A 24,041-nucleotide genomic window follows, 5' to 3' on the forward strand; every position below is an offset into this window, starting at 1 on the left:
AATCGATAACAGACTATTCCTACATCAGAAAACACTTTATTGAATTGTAAAAAAAGGCCCCGACAGGTCGGGGCTTTTTTATTGGGTGCCTCAGCGGGCCGTTACTTGATCAGCCGCCAGGTGAATGGATAACGGTAGGGAAATCCCTTATTGGCCTTCACCGCAGCGATGATCGGCATTACCAACGCACATATCACCACCGGAACAATCAAAACATACCCGATAAGCACCACCATTAGCCCCACGCTGATGAGCATGGCAATGGTCATGGTGATCTGAAAATTCAGCGCTTCCTTGCCCTGCGCATCGATAAACGGGTCAGTCTCACGCTTCATCTGCCAGAGGATCAGCGGACCGAGCAGACTTCCAAAGGGAAACACGCTACCCAGAAAGCTGGACAAGTGACAAAACATCGCCCACTGGCGAATCTCCTGACTCGGTTTGGGCAGCACGTCTTGCTTGTCACTCATCGCGTCCTCCTTGCGGCTGCGAATTGGCTCAGTCGGCCAATGCGGCTTTTTGCAGTTCGAAAATCTCGTTCATGCCTTTCTTCGCCAGTTCCAGCATGGCATTCAAATCTTCAGGCTGGAACGGCGCGCCCTCAGCGGTGCCCTGCACCTCGATGAAACCACCGGTGCTGGTCATCACCACGTTCAGATCGGTTTCGGCAGCGGAATCTTCCAGATAGTCGAGATCCAGCACCGCCTCGCCCTGATACATGCCAACCGATACCGCGCCGATCATCTGCTTGAGCGGGTCGCCGCCCTTCAGGCCGCCACGTTTCTTGATCACTTTCAGTGCGTCGACCAGCGCGACCATGGCACCGGTGATGGACGCCGTACGCGTGCCGCCGTCAGCCTGGATCACGTCGCAGTCAACGTAAAGGGTCACGTCGCCCAGCTTGGACATGTCCAGCGCCGCGCGCAGGGAGCGGCCGATCAGGCGCTGGATTTCCAGGGTACGACCACCCTGCTTGCCGCGGCTCGCCTCACGCTGGTTACGCTCGCCAGTGGCGCGCGGCAGCATGCCGTATTCAGCGGTCAGCCAGCCCTGGCCCTGACCTTTGAGAAACCGCGGCACGCCGTTTTCGACGCTGACGGTGCAGATGACTTTGGTATCACCGAATTCGACCAGCACCGATCCTTCGGCGTGTTTGGTGTAGTTGCGGGTAATGCGGATCGAGCGGAGCTGATCGGCAGCGCGACCACTTGGACGTTTCATAGGAAATACCTGTACTGAGGACGGAAAACTACCGGGCATTATAGAGCGGTGCACCGCGCCTGGGCACTGGTTAAAAAGCCGGGGCGACCGGTGAAGGTTGTGAAACGCACGTTACCGACGGGCTGCAGCGCTTTGTCACACCGTGTGTTTGGGCGCATTCGCTGCACTGCGCTACAATCCTGCGCCTTTGCTGCCAGTCGGCTTACATTCATTGATATCGCGCCTGCGGAAATCCCTGCTGCGCCGATCTGCATTGCGAGGTCACCGCCATGGTGCACAGCATGACCGCCTTCGCCCGCGTCGAGAAAGCCGGCGTCCAGGGCACCCTGAGCTGGGAATTGCGCTCGGTCAACAGCCGCTATCTGGAACCGCACCTGCGTTTGCCCGAATCGTTTCGCGACCTCGAAGGCGCCGTCCGTGAGGCGCTGCGTCAGGGCCTGTCGCGAGGCAAACTGGAGTGCACGCTGCGCTTCACCGAGGAGAGCACCGGCAAGCCGCTGCAAGTCGACCGCGAGCGCGCCGCGCAACTGGTCGCCGCTGCGGAAACCGTTGCCGGCCTGATCAAGAATCCCGCTGCGCTGAATCCCTTGGAAGTGCTGGCCTGGCCGGGCGTGCTGGTGGCTGATGCGGCGGATCCACAAGCGCTGAACGCCGATGCGCTGGCGTTGTTCAACCAGGGCCTGAAAGAACTGAAGGCCGGCCGCGAGCGCGAAGGCGCGGAGCTGGCCCGCTTGATCAACGATCGCCTGACTTCCATTGAGGAAGACGTAGTGACCCTGCGTGAACTGGTCCCGCAAATGCTCGCCACCCAGCGCCAGAAGGTCCTCGACCGCTTTGCCGACATGAAGGCCGAGCTGGACCCGCAGCGTCTGGAGCAGGAAATGGTCCTGCTCGCACAAAAAAGCGACGTCGCCGAAGAGCTGGATCGCCTGAGCACCCATATCATCGAAGTACGCCGGGTGCTCAAGTCCGGCGGTGCGGCCGGCCGCCGTCTCGACTTTCTGATGCAGGAACTCAACCGCGAAGCCAACACACTGGGCTCCAAAGCCTTCGACCCGCGCAGCACCCAGGCCGCCGTCAACCTCAAAGTGTTGATCGAGCAGATGCGCGAACAAGTGCAGAACATTGAGTAAGGCTACCCCGACATGACCCAACACACCGGCACCCTGTACATCATTTCCGCGCCATCGGGCGCAGGCAAGAGCAGCCTGGTCAAGGCGTTGACCGACGCTGACCCGGAGATCCGCGTTTCCGTCTCGCACACCACCCGCGCCATGCGTCCGGGCGAAGTGGACGGCGTGAATTATCACTTCGTGACCCGCGAAGAGTTCGTGAAAATGGGCGAACACGGCGACTTCCTCGAACGCGCCGAAGTGTTCGGCAACTTCTACGGCACCTCGCAAAGCCGCCTGCAGCAGACGCTGGACGAAGGCCATGACCTGATTCTGGAAATCGACTGGCAAGGTGCCGAGCAAGTGCGCAAGCTGATGCCGCAGGCACGCTCGATCTTCATTCTGCCGCCATCGCTGCAAGCGCTGCATCAGCGTCTGACGAACCGCGGTCAGGACAGTGACGAGATCATCGACGGGCGGATGCGCGAAGCGGTCAGCGAGATGAGCCACTACGTCGATTACGATTACCTCATCATCAACGACGATTTCGCCCATGCGCTGGACGATCTCAAGGCAATTTTCCGCGCCAATCAATTGCAACAGAAGCGTCAACAGGTGCGTTTCTGCAAATTGCTGGCCGAACTGCTCGGTTAAAACAGCACTTCCCAAAATGCCTGCAAGCGCTTTACATTGGTGCTTGCAGCGCGTTGAAGGGCTTGGTCAAAAAATCAGCGCTTCCCTAATCGCTGGTGATTTTTTAAACTGCTGAGTCCGCTTGCCCATTCGGGCAGCGCGCATATTGCATTCGCTACGAGGAATACCATGGCCCGCGTAACCGTTGAAGACTGCCTAGAACACGTGGAAAACCGCTTTGAGCTGGTCATGCTCTCTACCAAGCGTGCCCGTCAACTGGCCACCGGCGGCAAAGATCCCCTGGTTCAGTGGGAAAACGACAAGCCGACTGTTGTCGCGCTGCGTGAAATTGCTGAAGGCGTGATGAGCTACGAGTACATCGCCGAGCAGGAAATCGTCCAGGATGAGCCGCTGTTCGCAGCGTTCGAGGACGAGTCCAACGAGGCTGTCTAAGCCTATGCCTGGTCGACGTAGCACGGCGCGGGATCACAGCTTGCGGCAGGATTTATCATGCCGAGCATAGACGCCCTCGCCGATCGCTTATCGACCTACCTCGGCAACGACCAGGTCAACCTGGTCCGCCGAGCGTACTTCTACGCCGAACAAGCCCATGACGGTCAACGCCGTCGCAGCGGCGAGGCGTACGTCACGCATCCTCTTGCGGTGGCGAATATTCTGGCCGACATGCACATGGACCATCAGAGCCTGATGGCGGCGATGCTGCATGACGTGATCGAAGACACCGGTATCGCCAAAGAGGCGCTGCAAGCGCAGTTCGGTGAAACCGTGGCCGAACTGGTCGATGGGGTCAGCAAACTGACCCAGATGAACTTCGAGACCAAGGCCGAAGCCCAGGCAGAAAACTTCCAGAAGATGGCCATGGCCATGGCACGCGATATTCGCGTGATCCTGGTCAAACTCGCCGACCGCCTGCACAACATGCGCACGCTGGAAGTGCTGTCCGGGGAAAAACGCCGGCGCATCGCCAAGGAAACCCTCGAAATCTACGCGCCCATTGCCAACCGCCTGGGCATGCACGCGATCCGTATCGAATTCGAAGACCTCGGTTTCAAGGCGATGCACCCGATGCGTTCCGCGCGGATCTATCAGGCGGTCAAGCGCGCCCGGGGCAACCGCAAGGAAATCGTCAACAAGATCGAAGAATCTCTTGGCCATTGCCTCGCCATCGACGGCATCGAGGGTGAAGTCAGCGGTCGCCAGAAACACCTCTACGGCATCTACAAGAAGATGCGCGGCAAGCGTCGGGCCTTCAACGAGATCATGGACGTCTACGCGTTCCGGATCATCGTCGACAAGGTCGATACCTGCTACCGCGTGCTTGGCGCTGTGCATAATTTGTACAAACCATTGCCGGGGCGCTTCAAGGATTACATCGCGATTCCCAAGGCCAACGGCTATCAGTCGCTGCATACGACGCTGTTCGGCATGCACGGCGTACCGATCGAAATCCAGATCCGCACCCGCGAAATGGAAGAGATGGCCAACAACGGCATCGCCGCCCATTGGCTGTACAAGTCCAGCGGCGACGAGCAGCCGAAAGGCACGCATGCCCGCGCCCGCCAGTGGGTCAAAGGCGTGCTGGAAATGCAGCAACGCGCCGGCAACTCGCTGGAATTCATCGAAAGCGTAAAAATCGACCTGTTCCCGGACGAGGTCTACGTGTTCACGCCCAAGGGCCGGATCATGGAGTTGCCGAAAGGCTCCACCGCGGTCGACTTTGCCTACGCGGTGCACACTGACGTCGGCAACAGCTGCATCGCCTGCCGGATCAACCGCCGTCTCGCACCGCTGTCGGAACCGCTGCAAAGCGGCTCCACGGTCGAGATCGTCAGCGCTCCCGGCGCTCGGCCGAATCCGGCCTGGCTCAACTTCGTCGTTACCGGCAAGGCGCGCACGCATATTCGCCATGCGCTAAAACTGCAGCGCCGCTCCGAGTCCATCAGCCTCGGCGAGCGCCTGTTGAACAAGGTCCTGAACGGTTTCGACAGTTCGCTGGAGAAAATCCCGGCCGAACGCGTCAAGGCGATGCTCACCGAGTACCGCCTCGAACTGATCGAAGACCTGCTCGAAGACATCGGCCTGGGCAACCGCATGGCCTACGTGGTTGCCCGTCGCCTGCTCGGCGAAGGCGAGCAACTGCCAAGCCCGGAAGGCCCGCTGGCGATTCGCGGCACCGAAGGTCTGGTGCTCAGCTACGCCAAATGCTGCACGCCGATCCCGGGCGACCCGATTGTCGGCCACCTGTCGGCGGGCAAAGGCATGGTCGTGCACCTGGACAACTGCCGCAACATCAGCGAAATCCGGCACAACCCGGAAAAATGCATCCAGCTCTCGTGGGCCAAGGATGTCACCGGTGAATTCAACGTCGAACTGCGTGTCGAGCTGGAGCATCAGCGCGGCCTGATCGCCCTGCTGGCGAGCAGCGTCAACGCGGCCGACGGCAATATCGAAAAAATCAGCATGGACGAACGCGATGGTCGCATCAGCGTCGTGCAGCTGGTGGTCAGCGTCCACGACCGAGTGCACCTGGCTCGCGTGATCAAGAAGCTGCGCGCCTTGACCGGAGTGATCCGCATCACCCGCATGCGTGCATAACCTGCCTATTACAAGGAGTCATACATGACCAAAACCGTCATCACCAGCGACAAGGCCCCGGCCGCCATCGGTACTTACTCCCAGGCCATCAAGGCAGGCAACACCGTATACATGTCGGGCCAGATCCCGCTGGACCCGAAAACCATGGAACTGGTCGAAGGCTTCGAAGCCCAGACCGTTCAGGTCTTCGAGAACCTCAAAGCCGTGGCCGAAGCCGCCGGCGGTTCGTTCAAGGACATCGTCAAACTGAACATCTTCCTCACCGACCTGAGCCACTTCGCCAAGGTCAACGAGATCATGGGCAAGTACTTCGACCAGCCGTACCCGGCCCGCGCCGCCATTGGCGTAGCAGCTCTGCCAAAGGGTTCGCAGGTTGAAATGGATGCCATTCTGGTCATCGAGTAATGCGCACGGCGCGGCCTGATCGCCGCGCCGATTGCCGTGCAAGAAAAGGTTTTGAAAGGACTCCACCATGCGCAAAGCGCTAGCTCTCTCGCTGCTCGCCATGTTCCTCGGCGGCTGCGCCAGCGACCCTGCCGATCGTGACATCAGCGGCATCTGGATCAATCAGGTGGCGATCGATGCCGCCGCCAAGGGCGGCCCCCTGCGCGAAGCGCTTCAGGCCTATGGCCCGAATCTGGAATGGGACGTCAACACCAAGGCCGGTCAGGCCCGCTACACCAACGGTTTCGAGAACGTCGAAGGACAACTGCTGGGCGAACAGTCCGGCGCCTGGAAAGTCGACTTCTATGGCAGCTCCGCCAGTGAGCTGAAGCGTGATGGCGAGCAACTGCAGCAAGCCGCCAGCGAGAACGAACCCGAGCAGGTGTTCGACCGCGCACAGATTCCGGTGTCGGAAGGCGCACCGATCGGCGCCAGTTTCGAACGTGCGCTGTATTCCGCCTACATGGGCGGCAACTGGACTATCGCCAGTGGTCAGGGCGAAGGCAACACCGTGCAGTTCCAGGCGGATGGCCAGGTTTCCGGTTTGCCGGGGGCCGACCGTTATGCCCTGTGCCTGGCGGGCGATTGCGCATCAATGAGCAGCACCAACGACAACATGTGGTTGCAACTCAACGGTCAAGGCAATGCCTACATCTTTGCGCGCAAGGGCAAGGAACTGGAGATTTTCCAGGCCGTGAACACCGCGCTGGCGGATGAAATGCCGCAGTACACGCCGGGCGAGCGCAAGTGGTTGCTGGAGAAGCAGTAACCGTCTCTGAGTTCGCCGCGATCCCCCTGTAGGAGTGAGCCTGCTCGCGATAGCGGCGCATCAGTCAACACCGAGGTGTCTGATGCGCCGCTATCGCGAGCAGGCTCACTCCTACAGTTGTTTTGTGTTGTCAGGAAGTCAGCATTTGCCCTCAAGAATCGCTGCGTAGCCTTCGCGGTAGGTCGGATAAGTCGGCACCCAGCCCAACGCCTTCACCCGCGCATTGCTGCAACGCTTGCTACCGGTACGCCGCACGCTGGCGTCTTCGGCCCACTCGGTCACGTTCAGGTATTCGCGTAACCAGCCCACCACTTCTGCCAACGGCGCCGGCGCATCGTCGACGCCAATGTAAAAGTCTTCCAGCTTCACGCCCTGCCGATCCTTTTCCAGCAGAAACGCCAGCAGGCCGGCCGCGTCATCGGCATGGATGCGGTTGCCATACAGCGGCGGCTCGACCGCCACGCGATAACCGCGACGCACCTGGGTCAGCAACCACTCGCGGCCCGGCCCGTAGATGCCGGTCAGGCGCAGAACGCTGGCCGGGATGCTGCTGTTGAGCGCGACCTGCTCGGCTTCGAGCATCAAGCGACCTGAATAACCGGCCGCGACAGTCTCTGAGGTCTCATCGACCCACGCCCCGTCCTGCTGGCCATATACACTGCTGCTGGACACGAAGATCAGTCGCTCAGGCGCTTGCCCATAGTCGCCCAGCCAGCTCAGTACATTCTGCAAACCCTGCACGTAGGCTTTGCGATAGCCCTCTTCATCGTGCTCGGTGGCCGCAGCGCAATACACCAGGTAATCGATGGCACCGACCGGCCAATTCGCCGGGCACTCTTCGTTGAACAGGTCGCCAGCAACGCCTGTGACGCCGTCCGGCAGTCGCGACACATTGCGCCGCAGACCAAAAACGTCCCAGCCGGCAGCCAACAGTTGCGTGGCCAGACGACTGCCGACATCACCACAACCGGCAATCAAAACAGAAGGCGCGGACATCAGAAAACTCCCATCGGAAAGGCACAGACTAGCTCTGGCACAGGACGAACGGCTAGCGATCGCGGAAAAAAAGTTACTCTATTACTTTTGTTAACAAGAATTACTTGCAATAATGCACGTCACTTTTGTTCTCGGCCTCACGAGGCCTGGAAGAGCATCATCGTTTTTCAATCTCAGGTCCGGCCAGCATGACACGTAATCAAACTCCCGCTTCGCCAACCAATCGACCTCGCGCCTGGAGCGCGGTGGCGGCTCTGTTGCTCAGCCTGATGCTGGCATCGACCGCCGCATTCGCTGACGCCCAGGCCCCGACCACGCCAGCCGCTGCCGAGCAGAACGCACCCGCCGCCGCGCCAGTTGCACCGGCCGCCACCGATCCGGTGCAGAGCGTGCAAGCCGTCGACGCACCTGAAGTCCTCGAAGCCGACAACAGCCTGGGCATGGCCCACGACCTGTCGCCATGGGGCATGTACCAGAACGCCGACATCATCGTGAAAATCGTGATGATCGGTCTGGCCATCGCGTCGATCATCACCTGGACTATCTGGATCGCCAAAGGCTTTGAGCTGATGGGCGCCAAGCGTCGTCTGCGAGGCGAAATCGCTGCGCTGAAGAAAGCCGCCACGCTCAAGGAAGCCAGTGCCACTGCGGCGAAGGAAGGCACCCTCGCCAACCTGCTGGTGCACGACGCGCTCGAAGAGATGCGCCTGTCGGCCAACAGCCGCGAAAAAGAAGGCATCAAGGAACGCGTGAGCTTCCGCCTCGAGCGTCTGGTCGCGGCCTGCGGTCGCAACATGAGCAGCGGCACCGGCGTACTCGCCACCATCGGCTCCACCGCGCCGTTTGTCGGCCTGTTCGGTACCGTGTGGGGCATCATGAACTCCTTTATCGGCATCGCCAAAACCCAGACCACCAACCTCGCCGTCGTTGCCCCGGGTATCGCTGAAGCGCTGCTGGCCACCGCGCTGGGTCTGGTTGCTGCGATTCCTGCGGTGGTGATCTACAACGTCTTCGCCCGCTCCATCGCCGGTTACAAGGCGCAGGTGTCCGATGCGTCGGCAGAAGTGTTGCTGCTGGTCAGCCGCGACCTCGACCACCAGCCTGAGCGCAGCTCGCAGCCGCACATGGTCAAAGTGGGGTAATCGGCCATGGGCCTGCATTTGAAAGAAGGCGCAGACGACGATCTGGCCGAGAACCACGAAATCAACGTCACGCCGTTCATCGACGTGATGCTGGTGCTGTTGATCATCTTCATGGTGGCCGCGCCGTTGGCCACCGTGGACATCAAAGTCGACCTGCCCGCCTCGACCGCGAAACCGGCGCCGCGGCCAGAGAAACCGGTGTTCCTCAGCGTGAAAGCTGACCAGCGCCTGTTCCTCGGTGACGACGAAGTGAAAGCCGAAGCACTCGGCGCCACGCTCGACGCCAAGACCCAGGGCAAGAAAGACACCACCATCTTCTTCCAGGCCGACAAAGGCGTGGATTACGGTGACCTGATGAGCGTGATGGATAACCTGCGCGCCGCCGGTTACCTGAAGGTCGGTCTGGTCGGTCTCGAGACGGCAGCCAAGAAATGATCAACACGCGCCATAAGCTGACGCGTTACAGCGGTAGCCTGGCCGTGGTGCTGGGCGTGCATGCGCTGGCCATCGCGCTGGCGCTGAACTGGACCACTCGCCCGCCCATCGAATTGCCGCCGCAGGCAATGATGGTCGAGCTGGCACCAGTGCCCGCCCCGCCACCGCCCGCTCCGCCGAAAGTCGTCACACCGCCACAGCCACCGGCTCCGGTGGAAGAGCTGCCGATGCCGAAACTGGCCGAAGCACCGAAAGCGGAAATCGCGGTACCGAAACCCAAGCCGAAGCCTAAGCCCAAGCCGCCGAAGCCGGTCGAGAAGAAGCTGCCTGACCCGCCGAAGGAAAAACCTTCCGAGGAAAAACCGGCCGACACCCAACCGACCCAGGCACCGACGGAGAAATCCGCCCAGCCGGCACCAGGCCCATCGCCAGCACAACTGGCGGCCAAGGCCAGTTGGCAAGGCACCCTGCTCGCGCATTTGCAGAAGTACAAGAAATACCCGCAAAGCGCACAGGCACGGGGCAAGGAAGGCTTGAATCGTCTGCGCTTCGTGGTCGACGGCGAAGGCAACGTGTTGTCGTTCGAACTGGTGGGCCGCTCCGGCAACGCTGATCTGGACCGGGCCACCCTGGACATGATCCGCCGCGCGCAACCGCTGCCCAAGCCACCGGCCGACATGCTCAACAATGGCTCGATCGAAATTGTTGCGCCGTTTGTTTATTCCCTCGAACGCCGCCGCTAAGTGACATCGCAATACCTGTGGGAGCTGGCTTGCCAGCGATTGCGGTGCGTCAGAGAAGTATTTGTTAGCTGACCCACCGCAATCGCTGGCAAGCCAGCTCCCACAAGGTTCTTCGCCAGCCGAGAGAACCAAGCCAAAAAGGCACCCCAAAGGTGCCTTTCGCGTATCTGCCTGCGGCAAACCGACATCGTCCGGTGTCGCACTCAGCCCTCAGTCTGATAACGTGCGTCTATCGATTGCAGCCGGTATGCTTGGCGCATCTTCATGGACGCTCGCTATGACCCTCACAGAATTACGCTACATCGTTACCCTCGCCCAAGAACAGCACTTCGGCCATGCCGCCGAGCGTTGCCACGTCAGCCAACCGACGCTGTCGGTGGGCGTGAAGAAGCTTGAAGACGAACTCGGTGTGCTGATTTTCGAGCGCAGCAAAAGCGCCGTGCGCCTGACCCCGGTCGGCGAAGGCATTGTCGCCCAGGCGCAGAAAGTCCTGGAACAAGCCCAAGGCATTCGCGAACTGGCCCAGGCCGGCAAGAACCAGCTGACCGCACCGCTGAAAGTCGGCGCCATCTACACCGTTGGCCCGTACCTGTTCCCGCACCTGATTCCGCAACTGCACCGGGTCGCCCCGCAGATGCCGTTGTACATCGAAGAAAACTTCACCCACGTACTGCGCGACAAACTGCGCAACGGCGAACTGGACGCGATCATCATCGCCCTGCCGTTCAACGAAGCCGATGTGCTGACCCTGCCACTGTACGACGAGCCGTTCTACGTCCTGATGCCGGCCCAGCACCCGTGGACCAAAAAGGAAACCATCGACGCCGGCCTGCTCAACGACAAGAGCCTATTGTTGCTCGGCGAAGGCCACTGCTTCCGCGATCAGGTGCTCGAAGCCTGCCCGACCCTGACCAAGGGCAACGACGGTGCCAAACACACCACGGTCGAATCCAGCTCGCTGGAAACCATCCGGCACATGGTCGCGTCCGGCCTGGGCATCTCGATCCTGCCGTTGTCGGCAGTGGACAGCCATCACTACGCCCCGGGCGTGATCGAAGTCCGTCCGCTGACCGCGCCCGTGCCGTTCCGCACCGTGGCGATTGCCTGGCGCGCGAGCTTCCCGCGGCCGAAAGCCATCGAGATCCTCGCCGACTCCATTCGCCTGTGCTCGGTGGCCAAGCCAGCCGCGCCGGTCACGGCCGGTTAAGCCAGGGTCATGACGGAGCTGTCGCAAGTGTCGGTGACGGCACTCAAGGGTGTCGGCGAGGCCATGGCCGAGAAATTGGCCAAGGTCGGCCTCGAGAATCTGCAGGACGTGCTGTTTCACCTGCCACTGCGTTATCAGGATCGCACCCGCGTGGTGCCGATCGGTGCGCTGCGCCCGGGGCAAGACGCCGTGGTCGAAGGCACCGTCAGCGGCGCCGACGTGGTCATGGGGCGCCGTCGCAGCCTGGTCGTGCGCTTGCAGGACGGTACTGGCGGCCTGAGTCTGCGCTTCTACCATTTCAGCAACGCGCAGAAAGAAGGCCTCAAGCGTGGCACGCGGGTGCGCTGCTACGGCGAAGCGCGGCCCGGCGCCTCAGGTCTGGAAATCTATCATCCGGAATACCGCGCAATTACTGGCGACGAACCGCCGCCCGTAGACGAAACCCTGACGCCGGTCTACCCGCTCACCGAAGGCCTGACCCAACAGCGTCTGCGCCAGTTGTGCATGCAGACGCTGACCCTGCTCGAGCCTTCGACCCTGCCCGACTGGCTGCCGACCGAGCTCGCTCGCGACTACCAATTGGCGCCGCTGGCCGACGCGATCCGCTATCTGCACAACCCGCCCGCCGATGCCGACGTCGATGAACTCGCCCTCGGTCATCACTGGGCGCAGCATCGGCTGGCCTTCGAAGAATTGCTTACCCATCAACTGTCGCAACAGCGCCTGCGCGAAAGCCTGCGTTCGCTACGCGCACCGGCGATGCCGAAAGCCACGAAGCTGCCACCGATATACCTGAAGAACCTCGGCTTCAGCCCGACCGGCGCGCAGCAACGGGTCGGCAACGAAATTGCTTACGACCTCAGCCAGCACGAACCGATGCTGCGGCTGATTCAGGGCGACGTTGGCGCGGGCAAAACCGTGGTCGCCGCCCTCGCTGCACTGCAAGCACTGGAGGCTGGATATCAAGTCGCGCTGATGGCACCGACCGAGATTCTTGCCGAGCAACACTTCATCACCTTCAAGCGCTGGCTCGAGCCGCTGGGCATCGACGTCGCGTGGCTGGCCGGCAAGCTCAAGGGCAAGAACCGCGTCGCCGCGCTGGAGCAAATCGCCAGCGGCACGCCGATGGTGGTCGGCACCCACGCGCTGTTTCAGGACGAAGTGCAGTTCAAGAACCTCGCGCTGGTGATCATCGATGAACAGCACCGCTTCGGCGTGCAGCAGCGTCTGGCGCTGCGGCAGAAAGGCGTCGGCGGGCGCATGTGCCCGCATCAACTGATCATGACCGCAACACCCATTCCGCGAACACTGGCGATGAGCGCCTACGCCGATCTCGACACCTCGATCCTCGACGAGCTGCCGCCCGGCCGGACCCCGGTCAACACCGTGCTGGTCACCGACACCCGTCGCGTTGAGGTCATCGAACGCGTGCGCGGCGCTTGTGCCGAGGGCCGACAAGCCTATTGGGTGTGCACGCTGATCGAAGAATCCGAAGAGCTGACCTGCCAGGCCGCCGAAACCACCTTCGAAGACCTCACCGCTGCCCTCGGCGAATTGAAAGTCGGGCTGATTCACGGGCGCATGAAACCGGTCGAAAAAGCTGCGGTGATGGCCGAGTTCAAGGCTGGCAACCTGCAATTGCTGGTTGCCACCACGGTGATCGAAGTCGGCGTCGACGTGCCCAACGCGAGCCTGATGATCATCGAAAACCCCGAGCGCCTGGGTCTTGCGCAACTGCATCAGTTGCGCGGTCGGGTGGGTCGAGGCAGCGCGGCCAGTCATTGCGTGCTGCTTTACCATCCGCCGCTGTCGCAGATCGGCCGTCAGCGTTTGGGCATCATGCGCGAGACCAACGACGGTTTCGTCATCGCCGAAAAAGACCTCGAATTGCGCGGCCCCGGGGAAATGCTCGGCACTCGTCAGACCGGCCTGCTGCAATTCAAGGTCGCCGACCTGATGCGCGACGCCGATCTGTTGCCCGCCGTGCGCGACGCCGCGCAAGCCCTGCTGGAGCGCTGGCCGACCCACGTCAGCCCGTTGCTTGATCGCTGGCTGCGGCATGGGCAGCAATACGGCCAAGTGTGAGCACTGTCGCAGTTTCCGACAGCTCGTTCCGGCAGAGGTGGTTATACTCCTGCCATTGTTTCAAAAACGGATACAGACCATGACCGAAGCTGCTCTCGTCCCCGAATCTCCGCAAGCTCCGTCTGTTATTCGGCTGCTGCTCAACAAGCTGGGCGTTGCCTACGAAGAAGTGCTCGACCACCACGGCCTCAACGCGTCGCGCAAGGTGCAAGCCGTGTTGCTGGACGACGCCGTCGGCGCGTTGATGGTGCTGTTTCCACAGAGCCAGTTGCTGGATCTCAATCGCCTCGCCGAACTCACTGGTCGCCGCCTCACAGCCGTGTCCACCGAGCGCCTGGAAAAGATGCTTGGCAAACACAATCTGAGCCTGCTGCCGGGCCTGCCGGCGCTGACCAGTTCGCCTTGCCTCTATGAAGAAAGCCTGCTGCGCGAGCCGAAGCTGCTGATCAACTCCGGCGAGCCGGGCCTGCTGCTGGAAATCAGCAGCGATGACTTCAAATCGATGCTGACCAAGGCCAGCGCCGCCAACTTCGGCGAAGCCCTGAGCAGCATCCGCCCCAACCTCGACCGCCCGGACGATGACCGCGAGGAAATCACCCAGGCCGTGCAGGCGTTCACGGCGCGGCGCATTCAGCAACGTCTGGAAGCGACCATTGAAATTCCGCCGCTGGCCGAAACCGCACAAAAAATCATCAAGCTGCGCGTCGATCCCAATGCCACCATCGACGACATCACCGGCGTGGTCGAAACCGACCCGGCGCTCGCCGCGCAAGTGGTGAGCTGGGCGGCGTCGCCGTACTACGCCTCGCCGGGCAAGATTCGTTCGGTGGAAGACGCGATCGTCCGCGTGCTGGGTTTCGATCTCGTAATCAACCTGGCGCTGGGCCTGGCCCTTGGCAAGACCCTCAGCCTGCCCAAAGACCACCCGCAACACACCACGCCGTACTGGCAGCAGTCGATCTATACCGCCGCCGTCATCGAAGGCCTGACCCGCGCCATGCCACGCGCCCAGCGCCCGGAAGCCGGCCTGACCTATCTGGCCGGCCTGCTGCACAACTTCGGCTATCTGCTGCTGGCCCACGTATTCCCGCCGCACTTCTCGCTGATCTGCCGCCACCTGGAGGTCAACCCGCACCTGTGCCACAGCTACATCGAGCAACACCTGCTGGGTATCAGCCGCGAACAGATCGGCTCGTGGCTGATGCGCTACTGGGACATGCCGGACGAGCTGGCCACCGCCCTGCGCTTCCAGCACGACCCAAGCTACGACGGCGCCTACGCCGAATACCCGAACCTAGTCTGCCTGGCTGTACGCCTGCTGCGCAGTCGCGGGATTGGCTCCGGCCCGGATGAAGACATTCCCGACGCACTGCTCGAGCGCGTCGGCCTGACGCGCGATAAAGCCAATGATGTGGTCAGCAAAGTCCTCGAAGCTGAAGTGCTGCTGCGGGAACTGGCTTCGCAATTCAGCCAGGGCTAAAACGAAACAGGCCCGCTCCCCAGGATCTACATAAATCCCCTGTGGGAGCGAGCCTGCTCGCGAAGAATCCAACTCGGTCTATCTGACCACATCTGATCGTTCCCACGCTCCGCGTGGGAATGCATCCCGTGACGCTCCGCGTCACCGCAGACTCAAGCCTTACGCTTGGCCTTCCTCGGCACCAAATACTTCATCAACCCCTGAAACCACATCACCAGCGCCGGATTACCCTTGAGCTGGATCGACTTGTCCTGAATCCCCTGCATAAACGCCAACTGCTTGTTCTTCGCCTGCATCGTCGCAAAACCATAACCGGCATCTTTAAACGCAATCGCAAACGCCGGCTCCGCCACCACGCCAGACTTGCTGGTGATGCGCTGATCCTTGACCACGAAATGCCGCGCCACTTTCCCATCCAGCGTCTGCAGCTGAAATACCAGATCCTTGTCACCCAACTGCTGCTGAAACGCAGGATTTGTCCGGCTGGCCTTACCCATCAACAAACCCATCATCCACAGAAGAAAACGAAATTTCATGCGCACAGCCTCAAAAGGAAAATGAACGGCCGGGGCAGTGTAAGGGATTTGGACGATAACGCCAGTATCTGACGCTGTTGGAGGATGATGCAGACCATTTCGCGCACGATGACCGCCAAGTCACGATTCAGCGCTCACCCTCTAATCGTTCCCCCGCTCCATGTGGGAATGCATCCCGAGACGCTCCGCGTCTCACCACTCACCTTTCCTACACCTGTTGAAACACATCCCTGTAGGAGTTGGCGAAGCCTGCGATCTTTTGATCTTCCGCCCCGCGAATCCATGGGAAATTTCCTGCAAAGTGCCGGGCTGTCCGTGAACTAGGCGGGATTGGTCGTGAGGGATAGGCTTTGTGTGTCGCCGCAAAATCGGCGATACGGACGTGCAAGTCCGCATCGGCACACTATCGGTTATAGCTATTCATCGAGCGTTTTCTTATGCTCGCGAATCGTTATGGCAGCTGTGTGTGGGAGATCTCAGGATCTGCCGGTTTGCCGATTGCCGGTCTTGCACACCTATACACAGCTGCCACCTTATTCGAAGTGCGAGCGAAGGGGTGTTAGCTCCTTAATCGGTATATTTCAATGAAGAAACCAACACCCAACCCCCCGGAAGCCCCGGACATATCGCCCTACGAATCTCTGGAATCGAAGAAATTCCACGAAGCCGCCGAGCGCGCCCTCGACCACCACTTCAAACCGCCCACCGAACCCCACCCCAAGCGCGAAACCGGCCTCTTCAAACTCTCCCCCGGCACCGACGCCGAAGCCCTCATGGCCAACGCCTCCGAAGACCTCCTGTCCATCAGCGTCATCGCCTGCGACCTGGCCGACGACCTCCACGGCTCACGCCGCTCTGTGGCACTCGCCCTGAGCAGGATGGCGGATGGGGTGCGATTGATGGTGGAAGGGACGCTTGATCATATGGAGGTGAAGAGCGCGGCGGCGAAGCCGTAGCGGGATTTGCGGATGAAAAAAGGGGACGTTGGGTCCCCTTTCTAAAGCTCGATAACAAAAACTAGCGAAAGTCCTCTGCGCTTTTGGGCCGCGCTTCCAACCCCTGGAACGCCGCCCGGCTTATGTAGGCATTCCCTCCCTCACCGCAATACTGCCGGAACACCGCCTTGTCGTCCTTGAGCACCGTCAGATAACTCAGAAAGGCTTGATTAACGAGGTAGGTATAAGCGCCGTTTTTGAACTTGATGATGTTCAAGTTCACGCTGCCTTCAGAAGCGTTCACGACAAAGAATCTGCCCTTGGGCGGCAAAGCCGTCTTCGGATAGATCATCTCTATTTTGCTCGGCACGCCGTAACGGTACTGAACAAAACCGGCCGTGGGCTTGCTGTTTCCCCGTGCACAAACGGAAACCGTCTTACCACCCTCCAACGGGCAACTGAAGTAAATGTCTTCGTCATCTGAACACAACGTTCCATCCTGCCTGCCCTTCAATGGCGCTGTTTCTTGCGAGACGCGTATTGGTATTTGAGTGACATCGGCGCAATTGGACAAACACACAAGCTTTGAAAGATCCGGAACATCGCTTTCAGTAAACAGGTACGTCGCTGAACCATCACGGTTGCGAGCGTGGTAAACGGGAACATTGACAGCCAGCCCCTTGGCTGACACGGGCACGATTTTATCCTTCCCCGAGACGACCCAGCCTTCAGCACCACCGCACAACGCCTCCAAGGCAACTTCACTGAAGGGTTCTTTCGTTGGCACTGCGAACGGCTTGGCATCACCTCGACAGTCATAGCCGTGCCAGTAAGGTCCGGTGTTCGGGTCAATGTCTATCGAGAAAATATAGGCGCCGTCGAGTGCTACTTTTCCGCCGTTGTAAGTGAAAACCAGCCAACGACGCGTCTTTGCCTGGGAGTAGTTTTCGTTCTCCAGAATGTAACGCTCGCCATCTCGATACAGCCAGAAACCACTCATTGCTCCGGCCGATTCCGCCTCGTCGGAGAGACGTTGCCCGGATTTTGCGTCCACCAGAAGGTTTTCTTTCAACGCCAACGCACAGCCGCTGTCGGCCTCCATGCATGACTTGAGGGACGGGAACATTGGCCCCGCAGCCACAGAGAAAGAGCACAGCAATAACGCGACCAAAGCTAATCTTTTCAACTCGCCTCCCCGCTGATGATTCAAGAGCCTGATTGAATATGAAAAAAGGGGCGTTAAGCCCCCCTACGTGAGTATTCCCTGTCTCACCACTGGCAACCTGTTTCAGGTTTCGAATCCACGTTGTAATCATTTTCAAACGAATACTTCTTCGCAGATTTGTAATTCGTATACGTCATCGCATCAACCCGGCCACCCTGAGTGACCATCTGATACTCACCTGTCAGTGCACCATCAACTACTTCAACCCAAGTTGTCGTGTACTGGTAAGGCCGGCCATACACGAGTTCTTCTTGTTCAGTACTGCGATGAACCAGCCCGATAGCCTTTTTCGACTTGCTGTACTTGACGCCAGCACCGCTCCATTTGGCGACAGAGTCGTAATAGGTTCGGAACTCAAAATTTATGGGTTTGCCTTCGTAGGAGCGAAAGCAAAAAACCTCGGTCGTGACCTCGCTATGAGCCGCCAGAGGAACGAAAGCGAGCAACGCGGAAAACAATGCAGACGAAAATTTCAAACCGAACATTCCTTTAGCGGTTCATGGGTAATTGAAAGCGCATCCTCACCACGCAGTAGGCGACGTCTTCACGCAACAGACGGCTAGCCATCTGGCAGTGCCCTTCTGCGTACTTCTTCCAAAGCGGATCATCGAATTGATCCCCTCCCAGCCGCTCGATTGAGGCCGCTAAATTTCTCTCACGATCCTTCCCGGCAATCGCGGATGCCGCTTTGTAAAAACCATCCAGCGGTAAACCCGTCTGAAGAGCGATCAACTCTCCCAGCCGAGCATTGCTCGTCTGCACCAGACACCCAAGCCTCTCGATTGGCGCCTCAGCGCCCGGCAACGCAGCTTGATAACGCTCTTCGCAAAACGACTCTTTGAAGCGCACCCAGTTCTTTTGCACATCTCTCAGGTGGCTTTGCTCCGCAGGAGCCAGAATCGACAGCGCTTTTTTGTATTGCTCGTTCAAGACACCATCGACTTTCTTGAAGGTTTGCTGGCCGCAGGTGATCAAGTCCGGGTTGGACAAACTGTCTGGGTTGCACGCCTCTCCAGCAAACAATGCGGATGACGCAGCAGAGATCAAGCAACCGAGAAGAATCGAAAATCCTTTCACGCTGTCACTCCTTCCTTTGACGGTCATGTCTGTACAGCCAAAACAGCGGCGGCAACAACACCAACAACGCAAAACCATCGAGCCACACGTGCGACCAGACCTGTTGTTGCGCCGAGAGCCACATATCCTGCGGCGCCCATAACAGGATGCCCGCGATTAACCAACCCCAGACTGCCGGGACTTTCAAGCGATTGCCCAGATGCACCAGCGCGAGCATGTACAGCGAATAACTTTGCAGCGTCGCGCCGAACAGCGCGAGCCACCAGACTTGTTGATCGTGTCCGGCCGCGGGCACCGCACCGGTGCCCCAGAACGACAGTTCGAGAATTTGCAGGTAGCCATCGAGCAAGCCGGAATCACCCGCCCAGGTCAGGGTTAGACCGGCGAGGATGTGCGTGATCGCAGCGGCGTATAGCCAAAGCACCAACGCTGGGCGAAGCGAGGAAGAAGGGGCTGGCATTCCGTGTCCTGAGCGCGTTCCTTGGGGGTGGGGAGTTTAAAGGAAAACCGGATGTGTCTGATGCTCGAAAATTAAACGTTTTACCCTGCCCCATTCAAGCGCGATGCGTGCGAATAAGCATCAAGCATGATCCGGTTTCAAATACAGTGACTGGCCTTGATTGGCTCCGGGCCATGCGAGTCCAGACGTTTTAACTGCTCAATCGCGCGGGGCTCATCTTTGTCCGCCGCCATTTGATAACAAGCCAGTGCGCGTGACAGATCTTTTGTTCCCAACTCTCCAGCCTCGAACGTAGAAGCCAGATAAACCATAGCGTCCGTTGAACCCATCTCAATGGCGCGGATGACCTGCTCCTCTGCCTGCTTGGGATGAAGGCAAGGACCGTTATAGTCGGTGGAGTTTCCGATGCAGAAAAACGTGGCATAGGCCAACGCGCCGCTCGGTATTTTCGAGGCCGCTTTGAACAGAGCCTCAACCTTAGGGGTTTCCAACTGAGATGCCATTTGCGAAAGACTCAGGCTTGCCGCCGACAGGCTCGCCTGTGCATCACCCGACTCCGCGGCACATACATAATTTTCCAGAGACGCCTCAATCAATTCCGCTGTCAGCGGATATTGCTCAAGAAATCCCAGCCCTCCTAAAGCTTCAGCACGTTGTTCACAGAAATTTTCAGCGCGGCTCATTACGGGGTTACGTGTTGCGACCAAATCCTTCTCACTGATCGACCAGTCCTCTATACCCTCTAGCACCCAGCACGCCTGACGAGAGAAGTTGAAGATTTTCACATTGCTGTTGCCCGCTCGCTTATCCACGACGTTGACGTGACTGTCGTCGACCTCTTCGATCTCGACTCCAGGTGTCTTGCCGGGTGTGATTGCAGCCATCAGCGGATAGGTGAACGTTGTTCCACTAACTCCCGAGGTCGAAGGCTCAAAGGTACTTCGATCCTTCCCAGCTACCGGTTTCAACACCAGCAATTTAACCGTCATCGCAGTGAGACGGCGTTGTAATTCGCCGTTGGCGGAAAACGCCGCAAGGAAAGGCGCGAACTCCTCCGAGGGGCAAGCGTCGCTGGTGGGTGCCGTCGAAGTACTCTTGTCGGATGCAAGAGCAGGGACAATCTTGTCCAGATACGCCGAGCGCTCGCGACTCATTCTGGCGATGCATGAGTTAACCGCGAACACATGCGCCGGCATCCCCGTCTCGATCTCGAACGCCTCCAACGGGCAGTTCGCATCGCGCAGTTTTAGCCAGGCTCGCTGCGACTCTTTAACCTTCGCGGCGTACTCCACGCCCAACGCGGGATCGGCTCGATAGCCAGACTCAAGTCGCGCCATCAACTGCTTGTAGCTGACGTTCAACTGCGCATCGGCAGCCTTCTTCGCCGCCTCCGAGCAGGGCACCATTTCCAGGCTTGAGGTGACATTGCGGCAGTCGTCCTGCGCGTAGGCCGCTGAAACTGGCATTAGCAGCGCGGCTAGCAGGGTAAAAACAAAACGGTCCACGGTGTTCATCCTTGAGTGGTACAGGCTTTGCGCTTGGCGAATCAGGCAAAAACCATTTTTGCGCATAGTAATAAAGCGTCGCCTTTCCTTATTAAGTGAAAAAAACCCGCCAGCTATCACTATTTAGCGCCATTGATTTTCTTGAGATAGGCCTTTATCAAACCTGCATTAACATATGAAAAATGTTGCTCCTCGCCTTCTTGATATCCTTCCATCCCGCTCAAATTCCTATCAAACCTGACAAGTTGATTCACAACCAGCTTATTGTCCGCGCTTTTTTCATACCCATAAACTTGATAAAGCGTTCCGTACGTCCCAATACCCCTGCTCGTGATTTCCCATGAAACCAAAACAAGCACGTTTTTCTTACCCTTCACCGGATAAAAGAAAATAGACTCGATTTTTGGATCTGAGCCAGCCACATCGTATTTATCGACAAGACTTCTATTTTTTATATTGTCGACTCCAACAACATCCAGAACCAGAGAAACAGGGAACTCCTCGCTAGTCGTCTGCAGGAATGATAATTCGCCTCCGCTTACGACGTCAGTTTTAAACGGCCCCTGAATCACCTGCCCCTGCAAATAATCAGAATCCTGCGCACTGCTGGAATTTGCTAGAAGAAAAACAAGAGCAAACATGAAAAAACGGAGCATAGCCAATGACCTCTTAATTAATATTCATGAGTGCAGCAAGTGCTTGAAATCTAGTATTCCTGTCCGCGTATCCGTTTTGGCCGCCATTCACCATTTGTGTTACGTCCGCCACACTTCCTGTCTTGGCGACCTCGCACAACTTAGTGCCTCCCTGACCAGTTTTCGTGAACCAGAATACGAACGCAGACTCAACACCGTATTCGGTCGACGAAACCAGAAGATCCGGGTTTGCCACAAAATCCTGAATATCCGACGGGTTGCGTTGATTATGTACGTTAGTAAACCGTTGATATTCCGACTTCCCCGTCACCTGCAACATTCCGCGGCCGCGGTATCGATAGCCATCTCGACTAGCCTCATTGCCATTACCCATTCGATCGGCGTAGACGTAACTGGCAAGATTTTCAGGATTCAGCGCGTAATGACTTGTCTCTGTCCACAGTTTGCTTCTCAACACACCAAAATCACAGCTATCCGTCTGCTCATTATAGCCATTCACTTTATTATGGTATCTGCATCCATAAGTCTTTTTCATTTGCCGCGCGCTAAACCTCAAACCTTCTTCGACAACTCTGAATTGACTTTCATGACCAACTTGAGACAGAAAATGCGCAATAGCCTTTGGTTGTTCAAGCTTATACGCCAAAGCATATTTATTGAGATAGGGTAAAATATTGGCGTGATGCGCCTCCTCTCCTGCTGGATTAGCAGCCCGAAGCATCTCTAAGGTAATAAGATCACGTGGTGCAGTAAAATTCCCGATAAGCGCAATAGGGTGAATATGCCGAACATTAGTATCACTGGTAATTCCATGCTGCCCGGCAAGCTTGTCCCACCAGCTCAACTTCTTAATTCTTGCCTTTTCTTCAATCCATTCACCATGTGGCTCTGATTCACTATGGCCCATCAACTCATCCAGAGAATCCCATTTTTCTTGTTTGAATTGCCACTCATTTTCATAGCGTGTAACCATCTGAGAAATCGGCTGTGCGAACCAAGGTTTACTCAACGCCTCTTTTATTTCCGAAGGCGTGAGTTTTTTATCGCCGTTTCTGTCTAGAATTTTGTAAAGATTTTGCTTTGTAGATCCATCTTCGGCATTGCCGATATTAGGCTGGTAGTTAGCTTGCTCTTCCTCACTAAGACCTTCCTGTGCATGAAGAAACGCGGCCAAATGATCCACGTTACTACCAGCCTCATCTATAAAGCTGAAACCCTCCCACTCAAATGGTGAATGGCGTGACAACGCAGTATCCGGCTCTGCAAACCAACCGCTGATTTCATTCCCTTCGGCATCCCCCAGCAACTCGTCCAGACGCCACCAAAGCGTATAGGTAGTGGTTCCACCCATGACAACAGGAACCTTTATCTTTTTTTCCGCGGGTAGCGCTTCCAATACCCCGACAGGGACAAAGAAGTCATATCCAACTTTTTTGTGGGGATCCGTCACCTTCGGAGGATTTGTTGCGCTCATTCCTTGCGTGTGAGTAACCAACACGCTGTCTTTTGGAATTTTTACGAGCGTTTTTCCTGCGGCAGGCATTCCCGCAGCTTTCTCTTTACTCAGTTCGGTAAATGCCTTTACGTCTTCGCAGCTAAACACCTCAACGTGCAATAGATTCTTTGGGGCAGAATCCGAATGGTTTTGATACTTCCCCACATGACCGATCAGACTCCCCGCCGAAATCGGGAATGGAGTTGTCAGGATATGCACAGCGTCCTTTTCGGCAGGCTCACTTTTGGCTTCAAGTTGCCCCTCCCAGACATAACCGAGCACTTCAGCAGGAGCCAACGGTGGAACAGCATTCCCGCTGACAATTTCCAACAGTTTCTGGTATTTGCCACGCGTCCCGTCGCTCCCGATCCTGACTTGCGTGCCGTGGGGCAAAATGGCTTTTGCAGCGCCTGACTGGCTCGCAGTAGCACGTACAACGAGACCTTTCTGAGGTGGATTCATCGGGTCTTTTGCAGCGGTACCAATGACGTAAGTGTTCGGTGTCGAACCGGCTGTCATCTCTCTCTTGAATACCCAGCCTGTTCCGGGCTGGAGGTCGGTATTAGCGGGCGTGACGCTGACCACCTTAAGCCAGCCGTTTTCTTCTTCACCCGTCTCGACGACCGTACCGCGGCTCAAAACCGTTAACACGGTTGCGTACCCTGACTTGCCACGCGGTTCCTGACGAACACGCAAACCCAGGATTTCGTCGTCAGCCGACGCTTTGACTTGCAACGTACCCCCACCCCAAAAGGGTGGTCGCGACAATGCTGGAGTTTCTTCGTAGTTCTTCCACTGCAACAAATGCATGTAAAGACTGAAAAAATTCAGGCTTGGACCAGCCGCTGGCGGCGAAGCGGGCGATCCAGCAGGAGCTGGGGGGGCTGGTTGCACCGGCGCTTCCAGTCGGTGTTTAACCAATACAAAACCGGTCGAAAATTCAGCCTCAGCCATACCATAGGCGGATTTCGGGTACGTGCTGTCAATGCGATAAGCGACTACTTCACCGTCAGCGATGCATTTAACTTCCGCCAAGTCAGGTACCAAACCCGAGGCCTCATCGAAATGAACACCACCATGCCAAAGGCCATTGGCCCCCAACGGATAGAACCCATCTTTGGCATTGGCTAAAGCCTTATAAAACTGCTGCGGATCCGTCGCTCCTGCTGCCCCTACTTTCAAGGGATACGACCATTTTTCTACTTTCTTGGTTGTCTCTGTCATTACCAAATACCTGAATTCTGATCCCTGGTGGCTTGGATTGCCGTC

At 58.0% G+C, this 24,041-nt stretch carries 24 protein-coding genes; 13 read left to right on the forward strand and 11 right to left on the reverse strand.

Features of this window, described 5'->3' with window-relative positions; all coding sequences use genetic code 11:
* Window positions 1-101: 101 nt before the first annotated feature.
* Together ACYYKW_RS10995 and rph are read right to left on the reverse strand one after the other, a co-directional pair.
* A complete protein-coding gene (locus ACYYKW_RS10995; RefSeq protein ID WP_336356499.1) occupies window positions 102-470 on the reverse strand; it encodes a DUF4870 domain-containing protein in 369 nt (122 codons plus the stop codon).
* A gap of 28 nt (window positions 471-498) precedes the next feature.
* Window positions 499-1,221, reverse strand: coding sequence for a ribonuclease PH (gene rph, locus ACYYKW_RS11000; RefSeq protein WP_090287527.1), 723 nt, complete (start codon window positions 1,219-1,221; stop codon window positions 499-501).
* Between the two features lie 269 nt (window positions 1,222-1,490).
* Between rph and ACYYKW_RS11005 the strand changes: the two genes are divergently transcribed.
* The 6 genes from ACYYKW_RS11005 (at window position 1,491) to ACYYKW_RS11030 (ending at window position 6,795) form a co-directional block, all read left to right on the forward strand.
* A complete protein-coding gene (locus ACYYKW_RS11005) occupies window positions 1,491-2,354 on the forward strand; it encodes a YicC/YloC family endoribonuclease (RefSeq protein WP_336356500.1) in 864 nt (287 codons plus the stop codon).
* 12 nt (window positions 2,355-2,366) lie between these two features.
* On the forward strand, window positions 2,367-2,987 hold the full coding sequence (gmk, locus tag ACYYKW_RS11010) for a guanylate kinase (protein WP_464990120.1): 621 nt from the start codon (window positions 2,367-2,369) through the stop codon (window positions 2,985-2,987).
* Window positions 2,988-3,155: 168 nt separating this feature from the next.
* Complete coding sequence (gene rpoZ, locus ACYYKW_RS11015; protein ID WP_464990121.1) at window positions 3,156-3,419, forward strand: DNA-directed RNA polymerase subunit omega; 264 nt, start codon at window positions 3,156-3,158, stop codon at window positions 3,417-3,419.
* 57 nt (window positions 3,420-3,476) lie between these two features.
* Window positions 3,477-5,582, forward strand: coding sequence for a bifunctional GTP diphosphokinase/guanosine-3',5'-bis pyrophosphate 3'-pyrophosphohydrolase (gene spoT, locus ACYYKW_RS11020; protein ID WP_090287531.1), 2,106 nt, complete (start codon window positions 3,477-3,479; stop codon window positions 5,580-5,582).
* A gap of 24 nt (window positions 5,583-5,606) precedes the next feature.
* Window positions 5,607-5,987: a RidA family protein gene (locus tag ACYYKW_RS11025; protein WP_003229509.1), complete on the forward strand. Its 381-nt coding sequence runs from the start codon at window positions 5,607-5,609 to the stop codon at window positions 5,985-5,987.
* Window positions 5,988-6,054: 67 nt separating this feature from the next.
* A complete protein-coding gene (locus tag ACYYKW_RS11030; protein WP_093096941.1) occupies window positions 6,055-6,795 on the forward strand; it encodes a hypothetical protein in 741 nt (246 codons plus the stop codon).
* A 138-nt stretch (window positions 6,796-6,933) separates the two neighbouring features.
* Here the strand turns inward: ACYYKW_RS11030 and ACYYKW_RS11035 are convergent, their stop codons facing one another.
* Window positions 6,934-7,791 (reverse strand): SDR family oxidoreductase, encoded by an 858-nt coding sequence (locus tag ACYYKW_RS11035; RefSeq protein WP_093096938.1) that lies wholly within the window; start codon window positions 7,789-7,791, stop codon window positions 6,934-6,936.
* Between the two features lie 188 nt (window positions 7,792-7,979).
* On the opposite strand from ACYYKW_RS11035, the gene exbB reads away from it, so the two are divergent.
* From exbB to ACYYKW_RS11065, 6 genes are all read left to right on the forward strand, one after another.
* On the forward strand, window positions 7,980-8,933 hold the full coding sequence (exbB, locus tag ACYYKW_RS11040; RefSeq protein WP_093096935.1) for a tonB-system energizer ExbB: 954 nt from the start codon (window positions 7,980-7,982) through the stop codon (window positions 8,931-8,933).
* Window positions 8,934-8,939: 6 nt separating this feature from the next.
* A complete protein-coding gene (gene exbD, locus ACYYKW_RS11045) occupies window positions 8,940-9,368 on the forward strand; it encodes a TonB system transport protein ExbD (RefSeq protein ID WP_090287539.1) in 429 nt (142 codons plus the stop codon).
* The gene (locus ACYYKW_RS11050; protein WP_090287542.1) at window positions 9,365-10,111 is read left to right on the forward strand and encodes a TonB family protein; all 747 of its coding nucleotides are present in this window, start codon (window positions 9,365-9,367) and stop codon (window positions 10,109-10,111) included. Before exbD ends, ACYYKW_RS11050 begins: the two co-directional genes overlap by 4 nt.
* A gap of 277 nt (window positions 10,112-10,388) precedes the next feature.
* Window positions 10,389-11,318, forward strand: coding sequence for a hydrogen peroxide-inducible genes activator (locus ACYYKW_RS11055; RefSeq protein WP_090287545.1), 930 nt, complete (start codon window positions 10,389-10,391; stop codon window positions 11,316-11,318).
* 9 nt (window positions 11,319-11,327) lie between these two features.
* Window positions 11,328-13,403: an ATP-dependent DNA helicase RecG gene (gene recG / locus ACYYKW_RS11060; RefSeq protein WP_464990122.1), complete on the forward strand. Its 2,076-nt coding sequence runs from the start codon at window positions 11,328-11,330 to the stop codon at window positions 13,401-13,403.
* A 79-nt stretch (window positions 13,404-13,482) separates the two neighbouring features.
* Window positions 13,483-14,883, forward strand: coding sequence for an aminoacyl-tRNA deacylase and HDOD domain-containing protein (locus ACYYKW_RS11065; protein ID WP_400557246.1), 1,401 nt, complete (start codon window positions 13,483-13,485; stop codon window positions 14,881-14,883).
* Between the two features lie 152 nt (window positions 14,884-15,035).
* Here ACYYKW_RS11065 and ACYYKW_RS11070 read toward each other — a convergent pair whose 3' ends face one another.
* Window positions 15,036-15,419 (reverse strand): helicase, encoded by a 384-nt coding sequence (locus ACYYKW_RS11070; protein WP_208939243.1) that lies wholly within the window; start codon window positions 15,417-15,419, stop codon window positions 15,036-15,038.
* Window positions 15,420-16,003: 584 nt separating this feature from the next.
* Here ACYYKW_RS11070 and ACYYKW_RS11075 point away from each other — a divergent pair.
* Complete coding sequence (locus ACYYKW_RS11075) at window positions 16,004-16,375, forward strand: DUF6124 family protein (RefSeq protein WP_464990123.1); 372 nt, start codon at window positions 16,004-16,006, stop codon at window positions 16,373-16,375.
* A gap of 61 nt (window positions 16,376-16,436) precedes the next feature.
* Here the strand turns inward: ACYYKW_RS11075 and ACYYKW_RS11080 are convergent, their stop codons facing one another.
* The 7 genes from ACYYKW_RS11080 to ACYYKW_RS11110 form a co-directional block, all read right to left on the reverse strand.
* Complete coding sequence (locus tag ACYYKW_RS11080; protein ID WP_464990124.1) at window positions 16,437-17,456, reverse strand: hypothetical protein; 1,020 nt, start codon at window positions 17,454-17,456, stop codon at window positions 16,437-16,439.
* 167 nt (window positions 17,457-17,623) lie between these two features.
* A complete protein-coding gene (locus ACYYKW_RS11085; RefSeq protein WP_273526314.1) occupies window positions 17,624-18,055 on the reverse strand; it encodes a hypothetical protein in 432 nt (143 codons plus the stop codon).
* A gap of 13 nt (window positions 18,056-18,068) precedes the next feature.
* Complete coding sequence (locus ACYYKW_RS11090; protein WP_464990125.1) at window positions 18,069-18,656, reverse strand: lysozyme inhibitor LprI family protein; 588 nt, start codon at window positions 18,654-18,656, stop codon at window positions 18,069-18,071.
* 4 nt (window positions 18,657-18,660) lie between these two features.
* Window positions 18,661-19,116: a cell division protein gene (locus ACYYKW_RS11095; RefSeq protein WP_464990126.1), complete on the reverse strand. Its 456-nt coding sequence runs from the start codon at window positions 19,114-19,116 to the stop codon at window positions 18,661-18,663.
* A 137-nt stretch (window positions 19,117-19,253) separates the two neighbouring features.
* The gene (locus ACYYKW_RS11100) at window positions 19,254-20,621 is read right to left on the reverse strand and encodes a lysozyme inhibitor LprI family protein (RefSeq protein ID WP_464990127.1); all 1,368 of its coding nucleotides are present in this window, start codon (window positions 20,619-20,621) and stop codon (window positions 19,254-19,256) included.
* A gap of 119 nt (window positions 20,622-20,740) precedes the next feature.
* Window positions 20,741-21,277, reverse strand: coding sequence for a hypothetical protein (locus ACYYKW_RS11105; protein WP_464990128.1), 537 nt, complete (start codon window positions 21,275-21,277; stop codon window positions 20,741-20,743).
* Window positions 21,278-21,290: 13 nt separating this feature from the next.
* The gene (locus tag ACYYKW_RS11110; RefSeq protein WP_464990129.1) at window positions 21,291-23,996 is read right to left on the reverse strand and encodes a hypothetical protein; all 2,706 of its coding nucleotides are present in this window, start codon (window positions 23,994-23,996) and stop codon (window positions 21,291-21,293) included.
* Window positions 23,997-24,041 lie beyond the last annotated feature (45 nt).

Source organism: Pseudomonas sp. 15C, from assembly GCF_055484735.1.